10 protein-coding genes are annotated in these 22,207 nt (G+C 51.3%); 3 read left to right on the top strand and 7 right to left on the bottom strand.

The annotated features are described in order from the left end of the window. The first annotated feature begins 52 nt into the window (after positions 1-52). Complete coding sequence (locus BUB30_RS24795) at positions 53-1,804, top strand: tetratricopeptide repeat protein (protein ID WP_084138380.1); 1,752 nt, start codon at positions 53-55, stop codon at positions 1,802-1,804. On the opposite strand, the gene amaB is transcribed toward BUB30_RS24795, so the two are convergent. Continuing rightward, the gene (amaB, locus tag BUB30_RS24790) at positions 1,799-3,370 is read right to left on the bottom strand and encodes an L-piperidine-6-carboxylate dehydrogenase (RefSeq protein ID WP_245804169.1); all 1,572 of its coding nucleotides are present in this window, start codon (positions 3,368-3,370) and stop codon (positions 1,799-1,801) included. The two genes, BUB30_RS24795 and amaB, sit on opposite strands and share 6 nt — an antisense overlap. A gap of 32 nt (positions 3,371-3,402) precedes the next feature. Beyond that, entirely contained in the window at positions 3,403-4,302 is a 900-nt protein-coding gene (locus tag BUB30_RS24785; RefSeq protein ID WP_073139769.1) for a DUF1338 domain-containing protein, read from the bottom strand. Positions 4,303-4,706: 404 nt separating this feature from the next. On the opposite strand from BUB30_RS24785, the gene BUB30_RS24780 reads away from it, so the two are divergent. Continuing rightward, entirely contained in the window at positions 4,707-7,580 is a 2,874-nt protein-coding gene (locus tag BUB30_RS24780) for a hypothetical protein (protein ID WP_073139766.1), read from the top strand. A gap of 53 nt (positions 7,581-7,633) precedes the next feature. Continuing rightward, positions 7,634-12,607 carry a PLL family lectin gene (locus tag BUB30_RS24775; RefSeq protein ID WP_143165075.1) on the top strand — a complete coding sequence of 1,658 codons (4,974 nt, stop codon included), beginning with the start codon at positions 7,634-7,636 and terminating at the stop codon, positions 12,605-12,607. 25 nt (positions 12,608-12,632) lie between these two features. Here the strand turns inward: BUB30_RS24775 and BUB30_RS24770 are convergent, their stop codons facing one another. The 5 genes from BUB30_RS24770 to BUB30_RS24750 form a co-directional block, all read right to left on the bottom strand. Next, positions 12,633-13,568: an ornithine carbamoyltransferase gene (locus BUB30_RS24770; RefSeq protein ID WP_073139759.1), complete on the bottom strand. Its 936-nt coding sequence runs from the start codon at positions 13,566-13,568 to the stop codon at positions 12,633-12,635. 25 nt (positions 13,569-13,593) lie between these two features. Next, positions 13,594-14,250: a 4'-phosphopantetheinyl transferase family protein gene (locus BUB30_RS24765; RefSeq protein WP_073139757.1), complete on the bottom strand. Its 657-nt coding sequence runs from the start codon at positions 14,248-14,250 to the stop codon at positions 13,594-13,596. 4 nt (positions 14,251-14,254) lie between these two features. Continuing rightward, entirely contained in the window at positions 14,255-15,772 is a 1,518-nt protein-coding gene (locus tag BUB30_RS24760; protein WP_178377191.1) for a condensation domain-containing protein, read from the bottom strand. Between the two features lie 39 nt (positions 15,773-15,811). Further along, a complete protein-coding gene (locus tag BUB30_RS24755; RefSeq protein ID WP_073139752.1) occupies positions 15,812-16,987 on the bottom strand; it encodes a hypothetical protein in 1,176 nt (391 codons plus the stop codon). A 75-nt stretch (positions 16,988-17,062) separates the two neighbouring features. Next, positions 17,063-22,159: a non-ribosomal peptide synthetase gene (locus BUB30_RS24750; protein ID WP_073139749.1), complete on the bottom strand. Its 5,097-nt coding sequence runs from the start codon at positions 22,157-22,159 to the stop codon at positions 17,063-17,065. Positions 22,160-22,207 lie beyond the last annotated feature (48 nt).

The raw sequence follows: 22,207 nt of genomic DNA, 5'->3' as shown, positions 1-22,207 counted from the left end.
GCTGGCCTTGCGGGTGCCCTCCACATGTTAAATATTCTTACCTTAGCAGCCGATGAAGCGCCCTCTATTTCTCTGCATCCTCGCCTTGTCTCTTCACTCCCTCGCGGGCCACGCCCAATCGCTTCAACACCCTTGGGACGATGCTGCCAGCCTGGCATCGATGACCGTTGAGAAACGTATTGAAGCCTACCTGGCCGCGGCTGACTTTTATAAAGATTCATTACTTCTCTCCGCCACTTACGGCAACCAGGCGTTACAGCTTTCGCTGGAAAACAAAAATCTCTTGCTGGAGGCACGGTCGAAACAAACGCTGGCCATGATCTATCTCGAACAGGACCTCTACGACAAAGCGCTGGTCTTTGCCTACGAAGCTCTGGCCGACTACCAGAAGCTCCACGACGAACAAGGACAATTGCTTGCCAACGGGGTGCTGGGCTGGGTGTATTATGATGCCGGTCAAACCGAGAAGGCCCTCGACTTCCACCAAAGGCTTTTAGCGGCGTATCGAAAAAAAGGAAGCAAGGAGGATGTGGTATGGACTACCAATGCCATTGGTCTTGACTACAGTCAACTAAAAAACTATAGCCTCGCGCTGAAATATTTCAAAGAGTCGTTAACCCTCAGCCGCACACTGAACCAGCCGGAACGCATCTCGGCAAGTCTCAACAACATCGGGATGATGCAAACCGCCCAGGGTCTTTATCGCGAAGGCCTCACATCGCTGAAGGAAGGCTACCGGCTTTCCATACAACTGGGCAACGTGCTGAAGCAGGGCGAAAATCTCAACCAGTTGGGGAACACGTACTATCAAATGCACAAGCTCGACAGCGCCGAGTATTATTTAACGAAAGCCCGGACCATCATCACCACCTCCAAAGCCAACGCACGAAAGGAGAAGCTGATCGACAACTATGAGTTCAGCACCAAGGTATACCTGGCCAAAAACGATTATCAGAACGCTTTTCAGTTTCTCTCGCAATACATGAAGCTGAAAGATGAAGTGATCTCCCTGGAAAAAAGCAACAACCTCACCAACGCCCTGATGGTGCATCAAACGCAACAGAAGGAACAGGAAATAAAACTACTGGAAAGTGAAAACAAATTAAAAGTCTTGCAGCGCGACGCCTTAGCCGGTGCCATTTTGCTGATCACCATCATTGGCGTGTTGTTGTACAACAAACAGGTGACCACCCAAAAGAAAGAACGGCTGATCCTCGAAGCGCAACAAGCGCTCACGCAAAAGGAACTTGCCCGCGCATCGCTGGAGAAAGAAGCGTTTGAAAAGGAGTACTTGTTGTCGGAAGCCCAAAAGCAATTGGCTCAAAACGACCTGGAGCGCGCCAACCTGGAAAAAGAAGCCTTACAGGCAAACCTGGATTTCAAAAATTCAGAGTTCACCAATGCGGCTATCCATTTGTCGCAACGCAACGAACTGATCCGCTCCTTCCTCGACGAATTGAAACAGCTGAACCTGCGCTCTCCCTCTGAATCGTCGACCCGGATCACGAAGATCATCGATCATTTCTCGCAGGTACAAGGCACCAACAAAGACGCGGAGGCCTTTCACCTGAACATGGAAGCTGAATACAAGGACTTCCTCTTCAAGCTGACCAATCGCTTTCCCGACCTGACCGACAACGAAAAACGATTGTGCGGTCAGATCAGGCTAAATCTTTCCATCAAAGACATCGCCTCCATCAATAACATCTCCGTGAAATCGGTGGAGATGGCGCGCTATCGTCTTCGGAAGAAACTCAACATGGAACATGAGGAAAACCTGGGGGGCTTTTTGAATAATCTATAATACTGATCCTTCGGTTGTCACGCCCTCCATTTCCAAGTCAAACGTAATGCCTTGCGCCATCGGCAGGTTGGTGGCGTAGTTGATGGTGTTGGTTTGGCGACGCATGTAGACTTTCCAGGCATCGCTTCCACTCTCACGCCCGCCACCGGTTTCCTTTTCACCGCCAAAAGCACCCCCGATTTCGGCACCCGACGTGCCGGCGTTCACGTTGGCAATACCACAGTCGCTTCCCGCCGATGACAAGAACAACTCCGCCTCACGCAAATCGAGTGTCATCATGGCTGATGACAGTCCCTGTGGCACGTCGTTTTGCATATGGATCGCTTCCTCCACGGTCTTGTATTTCATGATGTAAAGGATGGGCGCAAAGGTTTCATGCTGCACCACGGCATAGTGATTCCGCACTTCGGCAATGCAGGGTCTCACGTAGCAACCACTTTCATAGCCCACTCCCTCCAGCACGCCACCTTCCACCAGGAATGTGCCTCCCTCACGCTTGCATTGATCGATTGCCGCCAGGTAATCTCCGACTGCAGCTTTGTCGATCAATGGTCCCAGATGATTGCTCTTATCCAATGGATCGCCGATGCGAAGTTGTCCATAGGCCTTCACCAACTTTTGTTTCATCGATTCGTAGATCGCTTCGTGCACGATGAGGCGGCGTGTCGTCGTGCAGCGCTGACCGGCCGTGCCCACAGCCCCAAACACCGAGGCCATCAAGGCCATGTTCAGATCCGCTTTTTCTGAGATGATCATGGCGTTGTTTCCACCCAACTCCAGCAAGCTTCGTCCCATGCGCTTTGCCACGGCTACGCCCACGGCCCGTCCCATAGCAGTGGAACCTGTCGCGGAGATCAATGGGATGCGGCGATCTTCGCTCAACCACCCTCCCACGTCCCTCCCACCCATCACCAGGCAGCTCACACCTTCCGGCACGTTGTTTTCTTTAAACACCCCGGCCACGATCGATTGACAAGCGACCGCACACATCGGCGTTTTTTCCGAAGGCTTCCACACACATACATCGCCACACACCCACGCCAGCATGCTATTCCAACTCCACACCGCCACGGGGAAGTTGAACGCGGAGATGACCCCGACCACACCCAAGGGATGATATTGTTCATATAAGCGATGCAAAGGCCGCTCACTAGGCATCGTCAAGCCATAGAGCTGGCGTGATAGTCCCACGGCAAAATCACAAATGTCTATGATCTCCTGCACCTCACCCAGTCCTTCCTGCAGGCTCTTGCCCATTTCGTACGATACCAGTTTTCCAAGTTCGGTTTTGTTTGCCCGGAACGCATCACCCAATTGCCGCACAATTTCTCCGCGCCGTGGCGCCGGCCACTGTCTCCATTCCTGGAAGGCCGTCGTCGCTTTTTCGATCACCTTCTCGTAGGTGTCTTTGTCTGTCGCGGTAACGGTTCCGATATAGTTTCCATCCACCGGAGAATACGAAGCGATAGACGCTCCTTTGCTCTCCAGCCACTGCGTTCCGGTTGACACGCCGCGATCGTGATCTTTAAAATCGAACGCACGCTGCCCTTCCATGGACTTTGTCATGTTTGTCTTGAATTAAAAAATGAAATAAAAACTTAGCTGAGCTTGGTCGTTTGAGAGGAGTAGGTGCTCTCAAAGATCCGGTTTGCATTTTGAGCCTCGAAGCCCTCGCGCCGATGTTGGCGACCGATCTCCTGAGGCGGCAGGCTGCGAAACTGGGGAAGCACTCGCCGTTCGGCGAATTCAACATACGATCCGGAGATGGTGTGTTTCTCGCCGTTGGCAAACTCCGCTTCAATCATCTTGGCTACCGTTGAGCTTTGCAACAATAAACCGTCGGGGCTCTCTTTATATTTTCCACCCGAATCATTGAGTACAAAACCATTGCGCTCCAGGAAGGCATTAAATTCCTGGATGGTATTGTAGCCCGCCTTCAGGGAATGAACACTGATGGTGAAGTGGTTGAGGTAGTATTTGTTGTACATTACCCAAGCGGCATACTCACTCTCCTTGTGCAACGCGAGATAATCCTGCAGCGTAGGGATGCTCCAGAAGTGACTGTGCAAGAACGCATCCACCTTTCCCGCATCGTTCAGGTCGAGGCTGTCCACCGGGTCGCTGTTCAACGTACCGGTATATTTATGGATCAGTTCCTGTGAAGCCGGCGACAAATCGCCGACACGCAATTCGCTGACAAAAATGCGCGGGAATTTTTCCGCGGGTGGCGCATACCAATAGGCGTTCAATTTCTTCTCCGGAAAAAAGTAATAGTCTCGCTTCGTGTAGCCCAGGTGAAGGAACACCTTCTCCAACGACTGAATGCCCAGGTGAGGCACACCCAAGCTGCGAAACGCGATGTGATCGTTTTCAATTTCCTGGTCGTTTTGGATCACACCCTCCTTCTTCATGGCGGCCATCACAGCCGACACATCCGGCACCCTTTCTTTATAGCGGCTCATCAGTCCCTTTAGGACGCCCTCCAATAGTTCGTTCATACTGTGATGCTTTTTGTTTTACAGGACAAATATATCATAGCCTTTCAAAAACATCGGCATTTTAAACCTCTACATGGCCTCTACAAGGTTAAATTCAGGCAATACTTTACTAAAGACGAAGGATAAGGCTTTATTCTTTCCCTACCTGATAATGGGTATCGTCTTTACTTCAAACCTAATTTGGCCCTCTTCCACTTAATTAATCGTGAAATACTCAGTATATTAATAACTCCAAATAACAATACCTCCATGGCAAGGTGATCGGGGGTGGCCTTGCGTTCTGTGATCTAGGACTGGATAGTAGCCGGGAACGTCTTTGTAAAATTTAAACTACACTCCAACTGCAGTATCATTACCTACAAAGGTGTTCAACGCATTTATAACAACACTAAAAACATTAATTTATGGTGGAACTATTCCGTTACATTGAACAGGCGTTTCCTGCACCGCAAAATGAAGACGATGCAATAGACATCAGCAACAACTCTGATTTGCAAAATACCCTCCGCGATTTGCATGCTTCGCCGGATGCTGGTGAGCGAATGAAACAAGTAGCCGAAGATTTTTTGGAAGGCCGTTTTCCTGCTTCGGGTGAATTTCCTGTCCAGCTTGCCAGTCAGTACAGGAGCTTTTACCGCCAGGTCAAATCGGGGAAAGACCTTAATACCAAAAAAGCAAAAGGGCTTGTTGAAACCATTTTTGATAAGAGCCCGCGTAAGCTGGTTCAATCGGAGGGATTCCAGGGAGACCAGCAATTGCTGAATGACGTCATTGCAGCGTTCAAATTGTTTTCGGACTTTGATCGTGCGGATGCCGCCGACCTGGTAGCCCAGCGTCAGGCCATCGCCTTGGTTGAATTCTTGTCCAGCGCTGACGATGGTGACTCTGCCCCTCTAAGAAAGCTGCTCTTGCGGCCTGTTCTCGTGTCTGAATCTTTATTGCCACCCAAAAAGCCAAGGAAAGATACACCGCCTGTGCCGCCGGACAACAACCCGGCAGAAACCATTAAAAGTCTCTACCAGGAGATCCAGAATCTTGAAAGAAGTCGCAATTCATTGGCCACATTGCCAGCGCAGGACATTGAATTCAGGGACGGCGCAACCGTTCGGAGGGCCGGAAACGAACCGCACCCCGGCACACACGCAGAAACAATTTCGGCACGCTATGCCGTTGCACCGGATTTGCTTTCCAGGATCACCATCAGCGAAAGAGCCTTCGGGAATTTGCACAGCGATGTTCGATCTGCTCTTACAAAATTGAATATTCAGGCCGCGGAGACCGATATACCGGTTGCCGTCAACTTTATCGATAAAAGGATCCAGGAATTGTCTGCCCAAATACAACCGGTCCTTTTCCCACAGCCGGCGAAATTGTACCGGGTTGGTGTCAACCTTTTTGCAGCACAACCTTTGGCATTCAACAAGGTCACCGAACTGCAACCCCTGACTGAGCTTAGCGCGGCCGTGACGAAGCCCTTGGGCATCGGCAACCTGCAAGTTGTGAAGCAGGAATTGATAAAATACGAACCCAGCGAAATTTCGCATATCGAAAACATCCTGGAAGGAGAAAAGTACGGGCGGCAAACCAAGCGAACGGAATCTACCGAAGTCACCACGATCCAGGAAAAGGAGTCCATCAGCTTTGAAGAAAGGGACCTGCAGTCTACCGAACGCAACGAGATGGTTACCGAGAGTCAGAATGAAATCAGCAAACAAACCACCTCCACCAAGGAACAAACGACCACAACGGACTATGGGAAGCTGGTGGAGAACAACAAATCGAATTATGCCCGCAGCGTAACCGATAAAGCGGTGACCAGTCTGACGCAAAAAGTAAAAGAAGTGCGGATACAGGTGGAGAAAAAAATTTACACCGAAAAAACTTCCCATGAATTTGACAATTCAAAAGGCAACCGAAAAGTCAGAGGCATTTATCAATGGGTCGACAAGTGGTACAAGACCCGGATCCTGAATTACGGTAAGCGGTTGCTGTACGATGTCACGATTCCGGAACCGGCAGCCTTTCTGCTTGATACACTCAAAAAAGCTGAACAGCCGGAGAGCCTCAACCTGGTGAAGCCGGAAAAACCTGCGATCCTTACCACGTCAAATGCCGGTGGAATTATCGCCATTGGCGGAACCGGTTCGTTGCGCTACAAGGCCCTGGAGCCACAAGACCTGACCAATAGCAATTACATGAGCCTTGTCGCGCTGTATGGTGTTGCCGGCGCCGTAGAACCGCCGCCATTGCCCTTTGCCACGACGATGGCCTGGCCTTCTGCGGGACCGGGAAACATGGTGTTCAAATCCGAAAAGATCACCATTCCTCCCGGCTATAAAGCCATCAAAGGATATTTTCAAAGTACCAACTGGAGAGACGAGACCGGCGCTATTTTCCAAAACAACGACGGTGCCGAAATCAACATCGGCGAAGGTTATCATTTCGCGATGAACGTCTTGAGCCAAAGCTTTAAAATGAACAACGAAACCGGCGACATTCCCATCACCTTCAACGCCGGTGGCATGAAAGGTCATAACGTAGCCGTTGGAATCATAAGCCAGAACGATACGGCCCTTGCCAAATGGCAACTGAAAACCTTTGCTGCCATTATGGAAGGCTATCGAAAACAATTAGCCGAATATGAAGACAGGCTGAACAAACTGCAGGCAGCGATCCGTGCACAGTTGATGGCGGCGCAGAATTATGCGCACAACCCTTCTATCGAAAGAGAGGAGTTAAAAAAAGCATTTATTTTTCTCATCCTCAGCGAGCAATACGGAAAAGCCTTTGTCCCTTCGCCCGATCCGCTAAAGATCCCTCCCGATCCCAAATACAACAACAAATGGGGCGCCATGGTCAGTTTCTTTGAACGGGCTTTCGAATGGGAAAACATGATGTATGTGTATTATCCCTATTTCTGGAGCCAACCGGCAAGATGGGGGGAATTGATTTTGATCCAGGACATCAATCCAAAGTTTGAAGAATTTTTAAAGGCCGGGGCGGCCAGAGTGGTTGTGCCTGTTCGACCGGGATTTGAAGCGCCAGTGGCGCATTTTCAGGAAACCGGTGAAGTGTGGATGGGAAAGGCCATGCCCGATATGTTCAGTGAACAATATGTGTCGATCATCAACGAAATCAATGAACGAAACTTTGCACCAGGCGAAGAAAAATGTATGGTCGAATGGGATGTGAAATTGCCAACGACATTGGTCATGCTGAAGGAAGATGAAGTCTTACCGGAATGGAAGCCTGTTGGAAATTGCGTGCCGGACGAATAACGGAACGGCTATTCTTCTGTGCATGCCGTGTTTCTGTTTCATAAATGTCTGCCATGGGTGATGATCATCAACAAAACGACGAAACCTTGTCTGAGCTCCAGAAAGAAATGGAGAAACGGAAGTACTGGTTTTATGAATGTCAGTTGCGCCGCCTGAACATGAGTTCCTTCCGCGATATCCTGGCCAACTCCACCGACGCCCTGCTAAATCTGATCACCGACCCCAACCGCCAGACCGAAAAAGTGTATCTCGATAGCCAGCAACCGGTGTGGACGGATGAAGAGAAGCAGCAAAGGGATCTGTTTCACCAATTGTTCATCGGAAATCTGGGGGATTGGCTTGACCACAAAAAACCGGAAAAGCTAGCGGGCAAACTGGCCGGGATGAAAGAAAGGCTGGAGCAGAGTAAATTTGGCTCTGCCTCTGAAGACCTGGGGGAGTTAAACCAGTATGGTCGAAAAGAACAGTCGAAAGACGATAACAACTTACCGCATATCTTATCCCGCACCGCCATCACGGCACAAAGGCCCTGGTTAATTCCAGAGGTATTTCATTATCCCAATGTTGAAATTAAAACGGTAGAAGACTGGGTAACGAATGCAGAGCAATTCGTCAGCAATTATGAGGCGGAATTGATGCAATACCTTGGTGAAAGTCCCAGTGCCAAACCTGCATTCAGTGATGAGAAAATCACTTCCTACCGGGAGGAAATGCAACAACACATCGTTCAGGCCACGCAGCTCCCCAGACCCAAGGGGATCACCATTTTCTATTTGGAGAAACTTGGCGCGGCACCGTGGGTGTACAAAATACAGATCGCTACGGTTGACGTGCAAATGAAAGAACTCTGGAAGTATCCTCATTCAGAAAATGCAAAACGCTGGGGCTATGCATTCGATGCCTCGGAAATTTACCTGAATTGGGAGAACTCCGACATGGGCCTTTGCACATTGATGCGCGCGCTGTATTTGTATGGCAATTTGCCGGCAGAATGGCAAGATCATGCGTTGTTCACCTGGAGGGAAAGAGCCATAGCTGGAAAAACATATGAGGAGTTTGTGGCCGGCAAAATAACGCAGGCCGGCGACAATGCAGATTTGGTAAAACGGATACAAACCGCTTCGAGCCATTTGAAAGTTTTACTGGAATTGAACGCCCAAAACCCCTGCAGCGCCGACATCCGCTATTCGCTGGTGGCAGAGTCCATTTACAAATATGCTATCCTGGCGTATAAGTTCTGGCTTGATGAAGAGTTCAAGGCAAAGGGGGCAAAAAGACTGAATGACGCAAAAGGTGATTTGGGCAAGGAAAAGGACGGCGAAAAGGAATACTGGTCGGAGAATCACTACATCATGTTTGCTTCTTCCGAATACCTGGCCGGGCAGTTGTGGCCACAAGACACATTTCAGCCGGCCAGGGATTTTCTGGAGGACTCAGAGAAGGACAAAGGAAAATTAACGGGGACGCAAAGGAAAGAACGCGGCAGGGCAAGGGTGATGAACTGGCTGAACAACAAGTTGATGTTTGGCTGGGCTGAATATAATTCTTCGGGCTATTATCGCGAACACTTGTGGGCGCTGCTGAACCTGGCCGATTTTGCGCTGGACAAAGACATCCGGCAAAAAGCTACGATGGTCATTGACCTGATGTTTTTCGATGTGATGCGCTTCCATCACAAAGGTGCCATTGGAGCCTGCGGTGGACGTTCTCAATTCAAATCCAAAAACAACGGTTGGGAAGGTGCATTGAGCGATGTCATAGAAATCATGCTGGGTTCTAAAGGGGTGTTTACCGATGCTTCGTCACAAATCGGTTTTGCCTTTGCCAGTTCTACCTACAAGGTCCCGGAAGTTTTGTTGGAAATTGGGGAAAACCCACCCGCTACTGCATTTACAGACAGGTCAAGGGTTTCTATATCTTTCGAAGAAGCGGCAAAATATGGTTTTCAGACCTCCAAAAAATCAGACCAAAAAGACTCACTGGATGAGGCCTACAGGCCAAAAAGAGAAAAACATTACGGGCCTGTTCTAAAAGTATTCGATGAAATAACCCGGACACATCGGGATTATTCCCGGAAAGAAGACGACACTATTTTTTGGTGGGGCTTGTCAGCGTATTATAACAAACAGATTGTGCGCAATACGTTTGATTGCGTTGAAAAATTTAGCCTGGACAAGACAGGAGTTTTTGCCGGATTTCTTCCGTTTGTGGTTGATTTTTTATTGCCCTTTCTGTCGAGGGTCGGCACCGGTGCATTGGGTGGCCTGGCCTTGGCCAATACCTATTTCGGGTGGGCGCCCGGCGTTGTCCTTGGAGTTTTTTCAAGCGAGATCCTGGGTATTCATTTGGAAGAAAGTTCATCGGATGATCTGTCCATTTTTTTGGATGGCTCCACGCGAAGCAGGACAAATATTCATACCTACAAAAGCCGTGACATCATGTTGTCTACCGTCCAGAATTTCAGGCCGGGGCAACTGAATTTTCAAACACAGGTCGTACAGGCGACGGTCAGCGCCGAAATAAATGTCTTTATCACAGCATTCTTTGAAGGATTGGATATTTCCGATTTGCTGGCAGGAGCAGGTGGAGGGTTGTCGGGAGCTCCTCTCGGCATGTCTGCATTGGGAGCGGTGGGAGGCATCATCGCTAACGAGGCCCTTGCAAAAGGAGAAAATCCTCTTGGCAAAGGCGCCGACGTGGACGGACCTTCTTATTGGACAGGGCATTGGGCATTGCCCATGGTTGTTCAGCATGAAAATGCGGCGATACTGGCATTCGATTCTCACTGGATCCAGCGAAGGATGGCCGAATGCGGCTCGCATGCCTGGTTTCCAAAAAATGCATTCGAGCTTACCGAAGAAAAAAGAACGTCGGCGTATGACAATGATAATTTCTTTCTGGCCGACATCGATGACATTGGAGCGAAAGGGTTTTGGATGTTTGGCAAATTAACGCATCGCACAAACCCCCAAACCGGCACCAAGGAAGAGGCCTATATCGGTGTTTTTTCCAATCAGCCCCCGGAATGGCTGAACAAGGACTCGGATTTTTATGAAGACAAGCTGGAAGACCAGAAAATTAAGTCACTCAAGGTTGACTTTTTCGCCAATCGCGACTGGTATGTGGATGAAAAAAACATCTGGATCATCCAGGTCGGAAGCAACCAGGATTTCTCGAGTTTTGACAATTTTAAGGATCGGGTAAGCAAGGCGAAGATCAAAATAGACGACAACGGCGACATGGAGTGCACCTATCATGTTCCCGATGGTGCCGGGAATTCCAGAACACTAAAACTGGACTACGGTGACGGGGGAAAATTCAAACTCAATGGCAATGGCTATAAGACAGATTTTTATCCAAGATTCGAAAACCCTTTTATCCGCAGGGGCCTTGCCGAATGGGGACAACGGGAATGGGTGATTGAATATCGCGGGCAATCGCTTCTTCACGATTTTAAAGACTGGAACAATGTGGTACGCCAGGAGCAGGTGTCCTCTAACGAAGATCAGTTGAACCGCATAAAAGCATTGGTCATATATCTCAGAAGTGGCGATGAAGAAATGGAGATGTCCAGTGTGGCAAAAGCAACCGTGCGCATCTCCTGCGGAACGGCAACCACCGATGAAGTTATTGCAGCGGGCGAAACAGAAGAGGACAGCGACCATGATGCAGAATGGATTTTTTTCGACCAGGAAATGATCCTGTCACCCGACATGACGATCGACATAGCGCATACCGGAAAAGACAAGCCGGAATGGAAAATGTCTTACACCCTGAAGGCCCTGCTCGGCGATCATGCACTTTGGGATTGTGCCGTGTCGTTTCCTTACTATCACTTTAAAGATCAGATAAGAAGCACCGGCCCTGTTCCGTTTTCCGTTACGCAAAACAAATGGAGCACCTGGCTGGTGCTGGACGAGCGAAGTTTTGAATTTTACCATATCGCTGAACAAGCGGGCTATGATAAGTACTACTACAGTTACGTTGATGTATTCGCCGTGGATAGAGATTCCCGGCTATGGTATCTGCGGCTGAATGCCTGCCCAAGAGATGATGCGCAATGGGCGCAGGTTGCTGATGACGTGAAAGCACCCGGATCGTCAACAGGTTTTCCCTGGTGCAGCGTTTCGCTTCGCCCCGACAACCTTTATTTGTTTCTGATAAAAAAGGATGAATTGTGGATGTTGGCGAAGGAAGCCGGCAATCCATCCTTTGCGCCATGGGCAAAGCTTCCCGTTGAAACGGCGTCCCACACCACCCTTTTCGGATTTCCTGCGCCGGATGCAACAAGGATCAACGTCAGTCTTTCTATATCATCAAAACTAAAAGGGATGGCCTCAGCCGAATTTCCCTTTGGCGTGGACCTTTATATCACGGCTACCGACGGCAACCTATATTCCGTGCACAACTGGTTTCCGTTTACCGATAACTTATGGCGGCGCATCGAGGTGGCTTCAACCTTTCATTTCGGGACACCATCGTTGTTTGAAGTTTGGGGCAACGCACTTTTCGCTGTGGATAATAAACAACAGCTTTGGGCCGGCGAGATAGACAACAGCATCCGGAACATTAGTCCTGACTGGCAGCAGCTCGGTCCTGACAACCTCAAAGTATCCCGTTTTGCGTTGGCATCATTGGCCAATGGTTGCCTTCTCCTGGTTTTGGCTGGTGATGGACAAATATGGGCTTCCTTCTTCACCAACTTTGGCGCGTCTTTGCCGTGGGAAAGAGTAGGACAGCCAGGCAACTTCACCGTATCGCCACTGGGTAATATCTCCTGCGCTTCCGCGTCTCCGGATCGGGCAGACATCTTTACGACGGGCAATGATGGAAAAATATACACGACGTTTTGGACCCGTAACACCGGCTGGGAAAAAAGCTGGACTGTTGCAGAAAAAACGGGTGACATCTTTAAAACCTCGCCCGAGGGGAAAATAATTTCCAGGGCTAGAGTGAAGGGACAAATTGAGGTCTTCACTGTTTTCAACAAGGTGCTCTGGAAATCCTGGGCCGCGGTTTCTTCATAGCACTGGAAGCGTATATTTTGCGCCTTTACTGTGAATTCAGACACCACTCCAACACAGCCGTAGCGCTGTGAAATTTATTTTCAGCCTGGTCGAAGGCGATGCTTTTGCTTCCGTCGATCACGGCACTCTCCACTTCTTCGCCGCGATGGGCCGGAAGGTCATGCATAAAGATCGCGTTGGGGTATTTATCCATCAGCTTTTGTGAGACGGTAAAGGGCGAAAACGCGTCGCGCCATTTGGGATCGGGCTTAGACGTTCCCGTCGTCTGCCAACGGGTGGTATAGATGACCTCCACTTCCTCCGGCAATTTGCTCGTGTCGTGGTGCTCGGAAACTGTCGCGCCGGTCCGCCGGGCTGTTTGCCGGGCCGAGGCCATGGCCTCTTCAGGCACACCATAGCCTTGGGGCGTATATAGATAAAGACTCGTTTTAGCAAAACGAGGCAACGCCAGCGCCAGGGCGGAAGCGGTGTTGTTGCCCTCGCCAACGTAGAGCACGCGAATGCCGGAAAGGCTATTGAAATGTTGCACGATCGTGGTGAGATCGGCCAGGGCTTGCGTAGGATGTTCGTCCATGCTCATGGCATTGATCACGGCCATGCGGTTTTGGGCGGCAAAGGCTTCCATTTCCGCAGGAGCGCCGGCCGTGCGGGCCACAAACCCGTCGAGCATGCGCGACAAGACCAACGTAGTGTCGTTGATGGATTCGCCGGTATTTTCCTGCAGATCGTTGGGGCCAAATGAAATGATCTGCGCACCCATGCGCAGGGCCGCAGAAGAAAACGCCGTTCGCGTACGCGTCGACGTTTTGCGGAAATAAATGCCGATCACTTTGTTCTTTAAAAGACCATCGGGCGTGGCTTGCCGGTTGGAAAATGCCAGGCCGCGGGAGACCATGACCCGAATGTCCTCGTCGGCAATGTTTCGCAGCGAGATGAGGTGTCGCGGTGTATTCGTTTTCATAAATCGATTGGCTTAGGTTGAAATATCAGAGATTGACTTCTTCGAATGCATATTGACCGGTCGTGATCCCGTCGTGGATGGGGAAATCGGCCGCCACGTGAACTTTATACCCGGCATACAGGTCGAGGGGTTCCAGGTACCAGCAATAGTTTTCAATGTATGCGCAACCGTTTCCCATGAGGCGCACATCCTTCAATGGAATGGAAAGGCCTTTACCATCCGCCTTCATGACGGCTTCCTTTTTTGTCCACAAGGTGTAAAATTCATCCAGCACATTATCGGCTTGCGCCAGGCGCTGCATTTCGGCGGCATCGAAAAATAATTCAAAGTCGCTGGGCGTCACCACACGCATGGCCTCAATGTCCACCCCCACCCTACCGGTCATGCTGATGGCACAGACCACCACGTCGCCAGAGTGCGAGATATTGAAATCGACGCCATGGCCGAAATAGGGCCGGCTAAATTTCGAATACGCCAGGTCGCTGAGGTCGAGGTGATCGAGGTCATAAATTTTGAGCCCTCGCAACAACAGCAGTTTTCCCAGCAAGGAAGCCTGCGCATCCTTCCAGTTTTGAAACCGGCCGATTTTGTCACGAAGACATGGCGGCAACATTCTCAGGTGCTGTTCATAGCTCCTGGTGTTCAGCCTTTCTTCGAACCGGGTGTGTAGAACATGGATCACGGTATTAGCTTTTCGGTGTACACGAATTTTCCATAAGGTTTTTCTTCAGGGACCACAGGGGTTCATCAGGATTTCGAACCATGTAGCGACAGGTGTCCAGAAATGATTGCGCTAGAAATTCGATCGTCGAGGGCAGAAAGAATTCGGTTTTGTAGTTAAAGAAAATACGAAAGCAGTTTTCAAACTCGTTCACGGTGCAATCCACATCGGCCGTTACGATCGTATCGCCCGTGAGGTGGCGGGGCGGGTCTATGTCGTCGCGGTCGCGGGTATGTTTGATGTAGTTGACGAAGAAAGTGCCCAGCGAGTCGAGCGATATGTCGAGCTCGCGAAAGATGTAGTCTATCGGATAGTGTTTATAGGGCATCACTTTCAAAAACGTTTGTTGGTTCACCGCGACTTGCCGGGCCACGCTGTGCTCCTCCCGAAGGGTGTAGCGCACGAGCATGTAGTTCATCAGCCACCCTACAATGCGCTGCAGCTTATAGTGGTCGCGGGTGCTGGCGGAAACGGCCAGGATGATGTCGGTCCGGCCCGTCAGGGCGTGTACCATCAGGCTCAGGGCGGTGGTCACCAGGTTGTTCATGGTGGTGCTCAGCGTCACTGACAAGGCTTTAAAATCCTGAAACAAATCTTCGTCGAGGCAAAAACTATAGCCGCTTCCTTTGGTGGGCAAGGGCCGGTTGCAATAGCCATTCAACGCCCGGGCAAGGGGTTGATAGTCCTTCACGCCATCGGCGCGCAAACCCGCTTCGATCATGGCAGCATAAGCGTGTTCCACCCTGGGAGCGGCGTCTTTGTAGAACGTCTTCAACATCGCGCGTGGCAGGTCCTGCCAGAGGGAGTCGATCCAGAATTTACGGATGCCGCTTTTATCTTCGGCATCAAACAATTTGTGTTGCCAGGCGGCATAGTCCCTGGCTTGAAAAAGCTGCGGCGGCAAAACCGGGGAGGTGTCCTGGGCCAGGGCGGAATAGAACGAATAGAAATCCTCCCGCAGCACGTAGAGCGAATAAATATCGCATACAACGTGATTGATGGCCAGGAACACCCAACTTACGGTGTCCTCTACCCTGACCACCACGGCTTTAAAAAGGGGGCCGCGATAAAAATCAAACCGCGTTTTCCAGCACGCATGACCCAGCCGGTCCTTCGCCTCCATCTTGTCGGTTTCATGCCGTACATCGAAATAGGTAATGGGAAGTCCACACTCCGCCGTGGTGAGAATGCGCTGACGCACTTCGCCGTTTTCGCATTGAAAGACGGTACGCAAGCTCTCGTGCCGCGCCATCAGACCGGCTACGGCTTGTTCGAAGGCATTGACATTTATGTTTTCAAGGATGAAGGATTCATTTATGTTGAACGACTGAACTTCCTTTACGAGCAGTTCCTGGCTTTGAAACTGACTGAAGTAGTGAAAATACAGCACCTTGCCCACCTGGTTCTGATAGGCACCGTTGAAGTCGGTGTCGGGCGTCATGGTCTGCCCACTCATGGACAGGGAGGCGTCGTGATTATCCACAGCATTTGATTTTAAGGTTTGTTTCATTGGCATTTCAACCTACAGCAGGCCCAGGGTTTTCATTCTTCCTTCATAACGCGCGAGCATAAAGGCAAAGATCTGCGCGGCCGTGTACTCGCTGCAATAGCGCAGGTCACGCAAGAAGAGGTCCACATCAGCGTCACGCGCGGTAACGACATCAATGTGGGTATCGGTACCATCACTGCCTGTCAGTTTAATACAGTCCACCAAGGTGCCGCCCCACCAGGCAAATTCATTTTCAATAATGCCCTGGTCGTAGCGCCCGCAGTAGGCCACCAGGATCGGCAGGTGCCGACGCTCGATACGCCCACTTTCCAGCATACCATGATAAACACCCGAGGCGCAATGCAACAGACCCGTGCAAGGTCCGAACACACACTTGACTTGCGGATGAGCCAGCATACTAATGGACTGTCGAAGCCCCTCTTTCTTCACGAAAATGATCTTGTCAAACAGCTGCCGGTCACTCAGAAAGCTTTTGTAGAATTGTTCCTTTCCAACATCGTCCTTGTCGAACACCAGGAACCGAACGTCGCGCAGTGCACCCAGGAGTTGGATCAACTTAAAGTATTGCAGGGTATTGAGCATTTTCACCTGTTTGGTGGAGCTGTCCAGCAAGACCACCAGGTTTTCGTTTTTGCGCAGCCCCCGGGCGGCCAGGTTATTCTGTGCTTCCGTCAGTTCATCGCTGGAAAGATATATTTCATTGGCCTGCGGTGCGGCCCGATGGTCTGCTTCCGTAAGCCGGACGGGAAGATTATCAAAGAGCCTGGTCTTCACCTCGCTGGTTGACTCGGAGATCGCAAAGAGACAGGTATGCAGATTTTCCAAGTCGTCCAGGTGCTGGACCGCCTGCAAAATTTCACGTTCGTCCTCCGCACCATAGAGCACGAGATCGTAAGCTGCCAGGTCGGATTGGCCAGCCGACTTAATTTCGCAAGCGTCTATGAGGGGATGATTCCTGATGACCTCCGTTATCTGTGGATATTTGGACTGAATATGAATGGTAACATTCTTAAAATAATTCTTCAGCACTCTTACCTGTCGAAGGTGTGTGAGGCAGTCGCCGATAAAAAATGAATTGGGATCATAAATGATCAGAAGCTTGCGTACCCGGGAGCTTTGCCAGCCGGCATTGTTCTCGCGTATCTTGGCAAGGAACTGATCTTCAATGTCAATAGCGGTATTGATCATGGGAGTGGTTTTTGGTACGGAAAAAGGAATGCACCGGCTACAAAAATCCGGTTACAGGCGTCGCAGGGAGTCGTTTCAGGTTTCGACAAGCACCTGATCAGGTTCCTGCAACTGTTCCAGGTGGCCTGCAATGGCGCTCACCCGAACCAGGGAAAACAGTTCGGCGATGGGTATCGTGTGATGAAAAGTTTCGCGGATACCCCATTGCAGCGCGATCATACCCAGGGAGTCTATTCCCAGTTCGTCGAGTGCGCTCTCAGCATGCACCATTCCTGCCAGTGACGGTTTGATCTTCAACAGCAAGTCTACGATGGCTTGTTCGTGTGCACTGCGCGAAGGTCGCGGTGATGCAACCGCCAACGTTCTGTCGGTGTTCGCTTGCCGCGCGCGGGTCAGCGTTTCCTGGAAGCCCAACGCGCGGGGCTGATCTGCTTCGGCGATAAAGTTCTCCGGCAACAGGAGTTGATAAGGATTTGCCACCATGAAATCCAGAATGGATAGGGTGCTGCGCAACAGGAGGCGCACAAATTCCTCGTCGATGTTAGCCGGGGCAAATGTCCATGACACCAGCATTTGCGCTCCGCCGGTCAGGTCGATACAAAAATCGCACAGCGTGTTTTCTTCGAGGTAGTTAACGATGCCGGTCTCCGGTTCCGACACACCATCGGAAGACGTATCCAGTCCTCTGATCTTGCTGAAATCAATGAAATTATACTTGGTATCAAAGAAGGGATTTTGGATACCACTGGGTTCGTCCACCCTATTTTTGATGTCGAGCAGCGAAATGCGCTCAAATCGTTTTTGCTCTGTGAATTTGCGGCTCACGCGTTTCAAAAAATCGATGACGCGTTCGGGCCCACTCAAGGCAAGCCGGACCGGAACCGTATTAAGAAAACACCCCAATAGTTTGTCGCCATCTTCCTGCGCCGGTCGGGTGTTGGTGACGTGGCCCACCAGGATGTCGCGTTCGAGCGTGAGGGTATGCAGCGCATACACGTAGGCAGCAAACCCCAGATCGTGCAGTGTCACGTCGTGCTGGACGCTAAACGCCTGAAGCTTCACCAGGTAAGCCTTATCTCGCGCGATCTTCAGCACCTTGGAGGTTTGCGGCCTGACGGGCTGTTCGGGTTGTGGAAAGACAAACCGCCGGTAGCCGTTCAGTTCGGCAAGCCAGTAGGGTGTGAGGGATTCTTCCCGCTTGCTGATCAATTCGGAGAGGATCTGATCCTTGTAGTGGCAACGAAGCAACGCGGGGCGGAACGTTTCGTCGGCCATGATCTTCATGTAGGTCTCATACACCTCGCCCATGAAGGCTTGCACACTCCACCCGTCAATAACGGCGTGATGAAACTGCAGCATGATGACGTATTGCTCCGCGCCCGTCTGGAATAGATGGAATTGGAGAGTTGGAATGAGCAGGTCCAGGGGCCTGGTCCTGCATTCAACCCTGACCCGCTCAATGAAAGTATACTGGTCCGACACCTCGAGTGCTTCGAGGTTGTGATGATGGAAAGGCAGCGCAAAGGTTTTATAGATGATGTGCGAATGGGTCTGAAGATCAAAGCCTGTCCGGAATGTGGCGTGCTTTTCGATCATTTGTTCTACCACATGCCGGAATCGCTCCAGGTCAAGATTGACGAGACGCTCGCTGTAAACGACTTGTTCCAGGTATTGCGGCGCTTCGGGAAACGCAACGGTGTAATAGGTCATGGCTTTCTCCATTTCGCTCATGGGATAGATGGCCTCCACCTCACGCATGTCCACCCGGGATGCGACGCGCGCAGTGTGTTCCGATTCATATTTTGCCAGGAAGTCCAGCATATTCTTTTCCAGCTCCAGGCGAGCGATGCGCTTGGCGTTGCTGCGTGCCGTAGCTTCTATTTCGCTTTCGATTTTAACACCCAGATCTTCCACCACCGGAAATTCCCAAAAGATTCCCAACGGCAACTCCAGCCCCAGGCGCTCATTGAGCAGCGTCACCACCTGGATGGCGCTCATGGAGTCGAGCCCGATGCGAAAGACGCTGTCTTTGATGCTCACGTCTTTCAGGTTAAGGGTTTCCATGAGCGCTTCCGCCAGCACTTTTTCCACGGTATTGCGTGGAGCCTGATAGGGCACATCGGCTGTTTGCCGGAGGTCGAGTAATTGCTTGCGGTCGGTCTTGCCGTTGGCGTTGAGCGGCATCTCCTTCAACCACACAAAGCCCGACGGCACCATGTATGCCGGCAGTCTAACGCCCAGGTGCTCGGCGAGCTGATGGGCTTCGAGTGGCAGGGGGGCAACGTAGTAGGCACACAAATATTTGCTGCCATTCTCCTCGCGACACACCACCACCGCATCGCGAACACCGGCCACCTGCAGCAGTTGGTGTTCAATCTCACCCAGCTCGATGCGATAGCCACGGATCTTCACCTGGTTGTCGATGCGACCGAGAAACTCCACGTTTCCATCGGGTAGCCATCGCGCCAGGTCACCTGTCCTGTAAATTCTTTCGGCGGGTACATGTGGATGTTCTATAAAGCGCTGTGCGGTCAACTCTGGTTTGTGCAGGTAGCCCAGCGCCAGCTGGTCACCCGCCAGGCAGAGTTCGCCAACGGAGCCTATCGGCTGCGCTTCCAGGAATTTGTCGAGAACATACAACCGCGTATTGTCTATCGGCTTGCCGATGGGAATGATCGCCGGTGCAGCTTGTCGCGGGCATTCAAAGACGGTTACGTCAACCGTGGCTTCCGTGGGTCCGTACAAGTTGATGAGTCTCGGTCCCTCCGGGCGAAAAAGCATGTTGAACGCCGTCACGATGTCACGGCTCAGGGCTTCGCCGCTGGCGAATACGGCACGCAGGCTTTTCAATTGCGCGGTGGTCTCGGGCGTGGTAAAAAAATTCAGAAAGGCCCGCAACATGGGCGGAACAAAATGCAGTACACTCACGCGATGAGCAAAAATGACCGTAGCCATGGCCGCCGGGTCTTTTTCCTGACCCGGTGTCAGCAACACCACCGATGCGCCTTGTAACGCCCACCAGAAAATTTCCCATACCGAAACATCAAAGGCCATCGACGTCTTGTGCAAGATGACATCGCCGGCGTTGAGCGGATAACATTTTTGCATCCAGTTCAACCGGTTTACCAGCGCCCGGTTCTGAATCATCACCCCCTTGGGCTGACCGGTCGATCCCGACGTATAGATCACGTACGCCAGGCTGTCGGCCTGCGACGCGATGGACAAGTTGGTGTCGTCATCCTGGTAGGCCTCTTCACGATCCAGGATCAACACTTTGCCGTGGCCGTTGAACCGGCCCTCGTCTTTGCTGAGGGCGAGCACAACGCCAGCGTTCGCCTCCGTCACGACGTAGTCGATTCTTTCCTGCGGATATTCGCGCGGCACCGGCAAGTATGCACAGCCCGCCTTCAAAATGGCGTAAATGCCAATAAACATTTCAAGGGATCGCTCCGCAACGATGGGAATAATTTTTTGTTCTCCGCCGGTAATCTCCAGCAGCGTGCGCGCCAGCTGGTTGGAGCGGCTGTTCAGTTGTCCATACGTGAGCACGCTCTCTCCCATTTGTATGGCCTTCGCGTTGGGGTGCTGCGCCACCTGTTGCTCAAAGAGCTCGATGACGGTGACGTCTGTATTATAGGGTGAGGCCGTGTCATTAAAATGCATCAACCGTTGTTGTTCGCCCCAGGAGATGAAGGTATGCTTGTGGAGCGGCGCGTCGGGGCTGGCTACTATAAAGTCGAGGATGGAAAGCACGTAATTCAGTAACTGCTGTACGGCATTTTCATCTACCATGGCGGGCCTAAAAGTCCAGGTAGCCACCATCCTATCCTCTTTTGTGAACGTCACCTCAAAATTACAATGGGTGTCGGATACCTGAAAATTACCGGGTGCAACGGCCGTGTCGTGGCCAGGCATGCCGCCCTCGTCTCTGAATGAAAAGCAAGTCGTATAAAACGGATTGCCTGCTTCTTTCTCCACGTCCATCAGGGTCTTCAAGGCGTCGAGTTTCAAAGCCTCATAAGACGCTTGTTGGTTTCTCAGGGCGCGAATCTGCTGTACCAGTGTCAACCCCGACGAAACTCCTTCCATATTTATTCGAAAGGGGACTTCTGGCAACAAAGCGGATCCGGCATCCCCGCGGGTGAGCCCGACCAGCAGGTCGCCATCGTAGGAAAGCATGTATAGCGCATACAGGTACGCCGCAAAACATACCTCCTCCGGCGTAACATCCTGGTGATGACAAAATGCTCTGAAGCTCGCTACATACGGGCGGTTTCGTTTTTCCCAAAGTTCGTGTCGATCACGTTCGTTGCTGGCATTTCGAGGTGCCGGAAAAACAATTTGTTTATAATCCTGTAGTGCGTTCTTCCAGTAGCCTTCCGTCGCCTCGCGATCGGCCACACGACGATGTGGCTCATCGGCCAATGCCGGTCTGCGGTGCATGTGCTTCACCGGGTGCTGCAGATCATTTTGAAATTCGTGTAGCTGGACCATCAACGTTTCCATCAATTCTTGTACGGTGGATTCTGTGAAAAGCACGGCATTGTAGTGCACGCTAAACAGCAGGCCGTCGGTGTTCCGATCGAAGCAAAAGAAAAGATTGGCAAAGGGTTGCAACTCCGGCAGCCGGAAGGTTTGGATATTTTGCAGGACCACCATCACATCAAAAAGAGGATTGCCTTGCGCTCCTCCCCCCCATTCTTCCAGCAGCACTTCAAAGGGAAAACGCTGATGCCGGATATCGGTCTGGTACGATTGAGCGAACACCCGCAATTGATCGTGCAGCGTCGCCTCGTCGTCAACGGTGGTGCGAATAGCCATCAAGTTCGTATCGGTAGGGGTAGCCGCCGGACCGTCGACCCAGGTCAGCGTTCCCACCGCCACATCGCGTCGTTGTGTGCGGTGCGCCAACAGCAGGCTTATGGCAAACATCAGTACGGTGTGCAGGCCAGGGTCCGAATGCTTTGCCAGATCGTGCAGCCGCTGAGCCGTGTCGCGGGGCAACATCATTTGGCGCGTATGAAAATCAGCCGGCAGCGGCGAATTGAAATCGGGTGGAAAGGCAGCTTTCGTCAAGTTGTGCAACCGACTGTTCCAATATTCGCGCTCGCGCGAAAGGTTCTTAGAAATGATCTTGAGTTTTCCTAAACTCTGTTCAGAAAGAGCATACATTTTCGTAGAGATTTAATAGGGTTCAGGTAATGCGTATTTGAAAGATGT

Source organism: Chryseolinea serpens, assembly GCF_900129725.1.
Taxonomy (GTDB): domain Bacteria; phylum Bacteroidota; class Bacteroidia; order Cytophagales; family Cyclobacteriaceae; genus Chryseolinea; species Chryseolinea serpens.
The sequence above is the reverse complement of the archived record's forward strand: the minus strand, read 5'-3'. Positions and strand labels throughout refer to the sequence as shown.

Bases quoted from the DNA above. Each gene is read 5' to 3' on its own strand.
- BUB30_RS24750 (WP_073139749.1), bottom strand. From the start codon at position 22,159: ATGTATGCTCTTTCTGAACAGAGTTTAGGAAAACTCAAGATCATTTCT.
- BUB30_RS24785 (WP_073139769.1), bottom strand. From the start codon at position 4,302: ATGAACGAACTATTGGAGGGCGTCCTAAAGGGACTGATGAGCCGCTAT.
- BUB30_RS24755 (WP_073139752.1), bottom strand. From the start codon at position 16,987: ATGATCAATACCGCTATTGACATTGAAGATCAGTTCCTTGCCAAGATA.
- BUB30_RS24770 (WP_073139759.1), bottom strand. From the start codon at position 13,568: ATGAAAACGAATACACCGCGACACCTCATCTCGCTGCGAAACATTGCC.
- BUB30_RS24795 (WP_084138380.1), top strand. From the start codon at position 53: ATGAAGCGCCCTCTATTTCTCTGCATCCTCGCCTTGTCTCTTCACTCC.
- BUB30_RS24775 (WP_143165075.1), top strand. From the start codon at position 7,634: ATGGGTGATGATCATCAACAAAACGACGAAACCTTGTCTGAGCTCCAG.
- BUB30_RS24780 (WP_073139766.1), top strand. From the start codon at position 4,707: ATGGTGGAACTATTCCGTTACATTGAACAGGCGTTTCCTGCACCGCAA.
- amaB (WP_245804169.1), bottom strand. From the start codon at position 3,370: ATGACAAAGTCCATGGAAGGGCAGCGTGCGTTCGATTTTAAAGATCAC.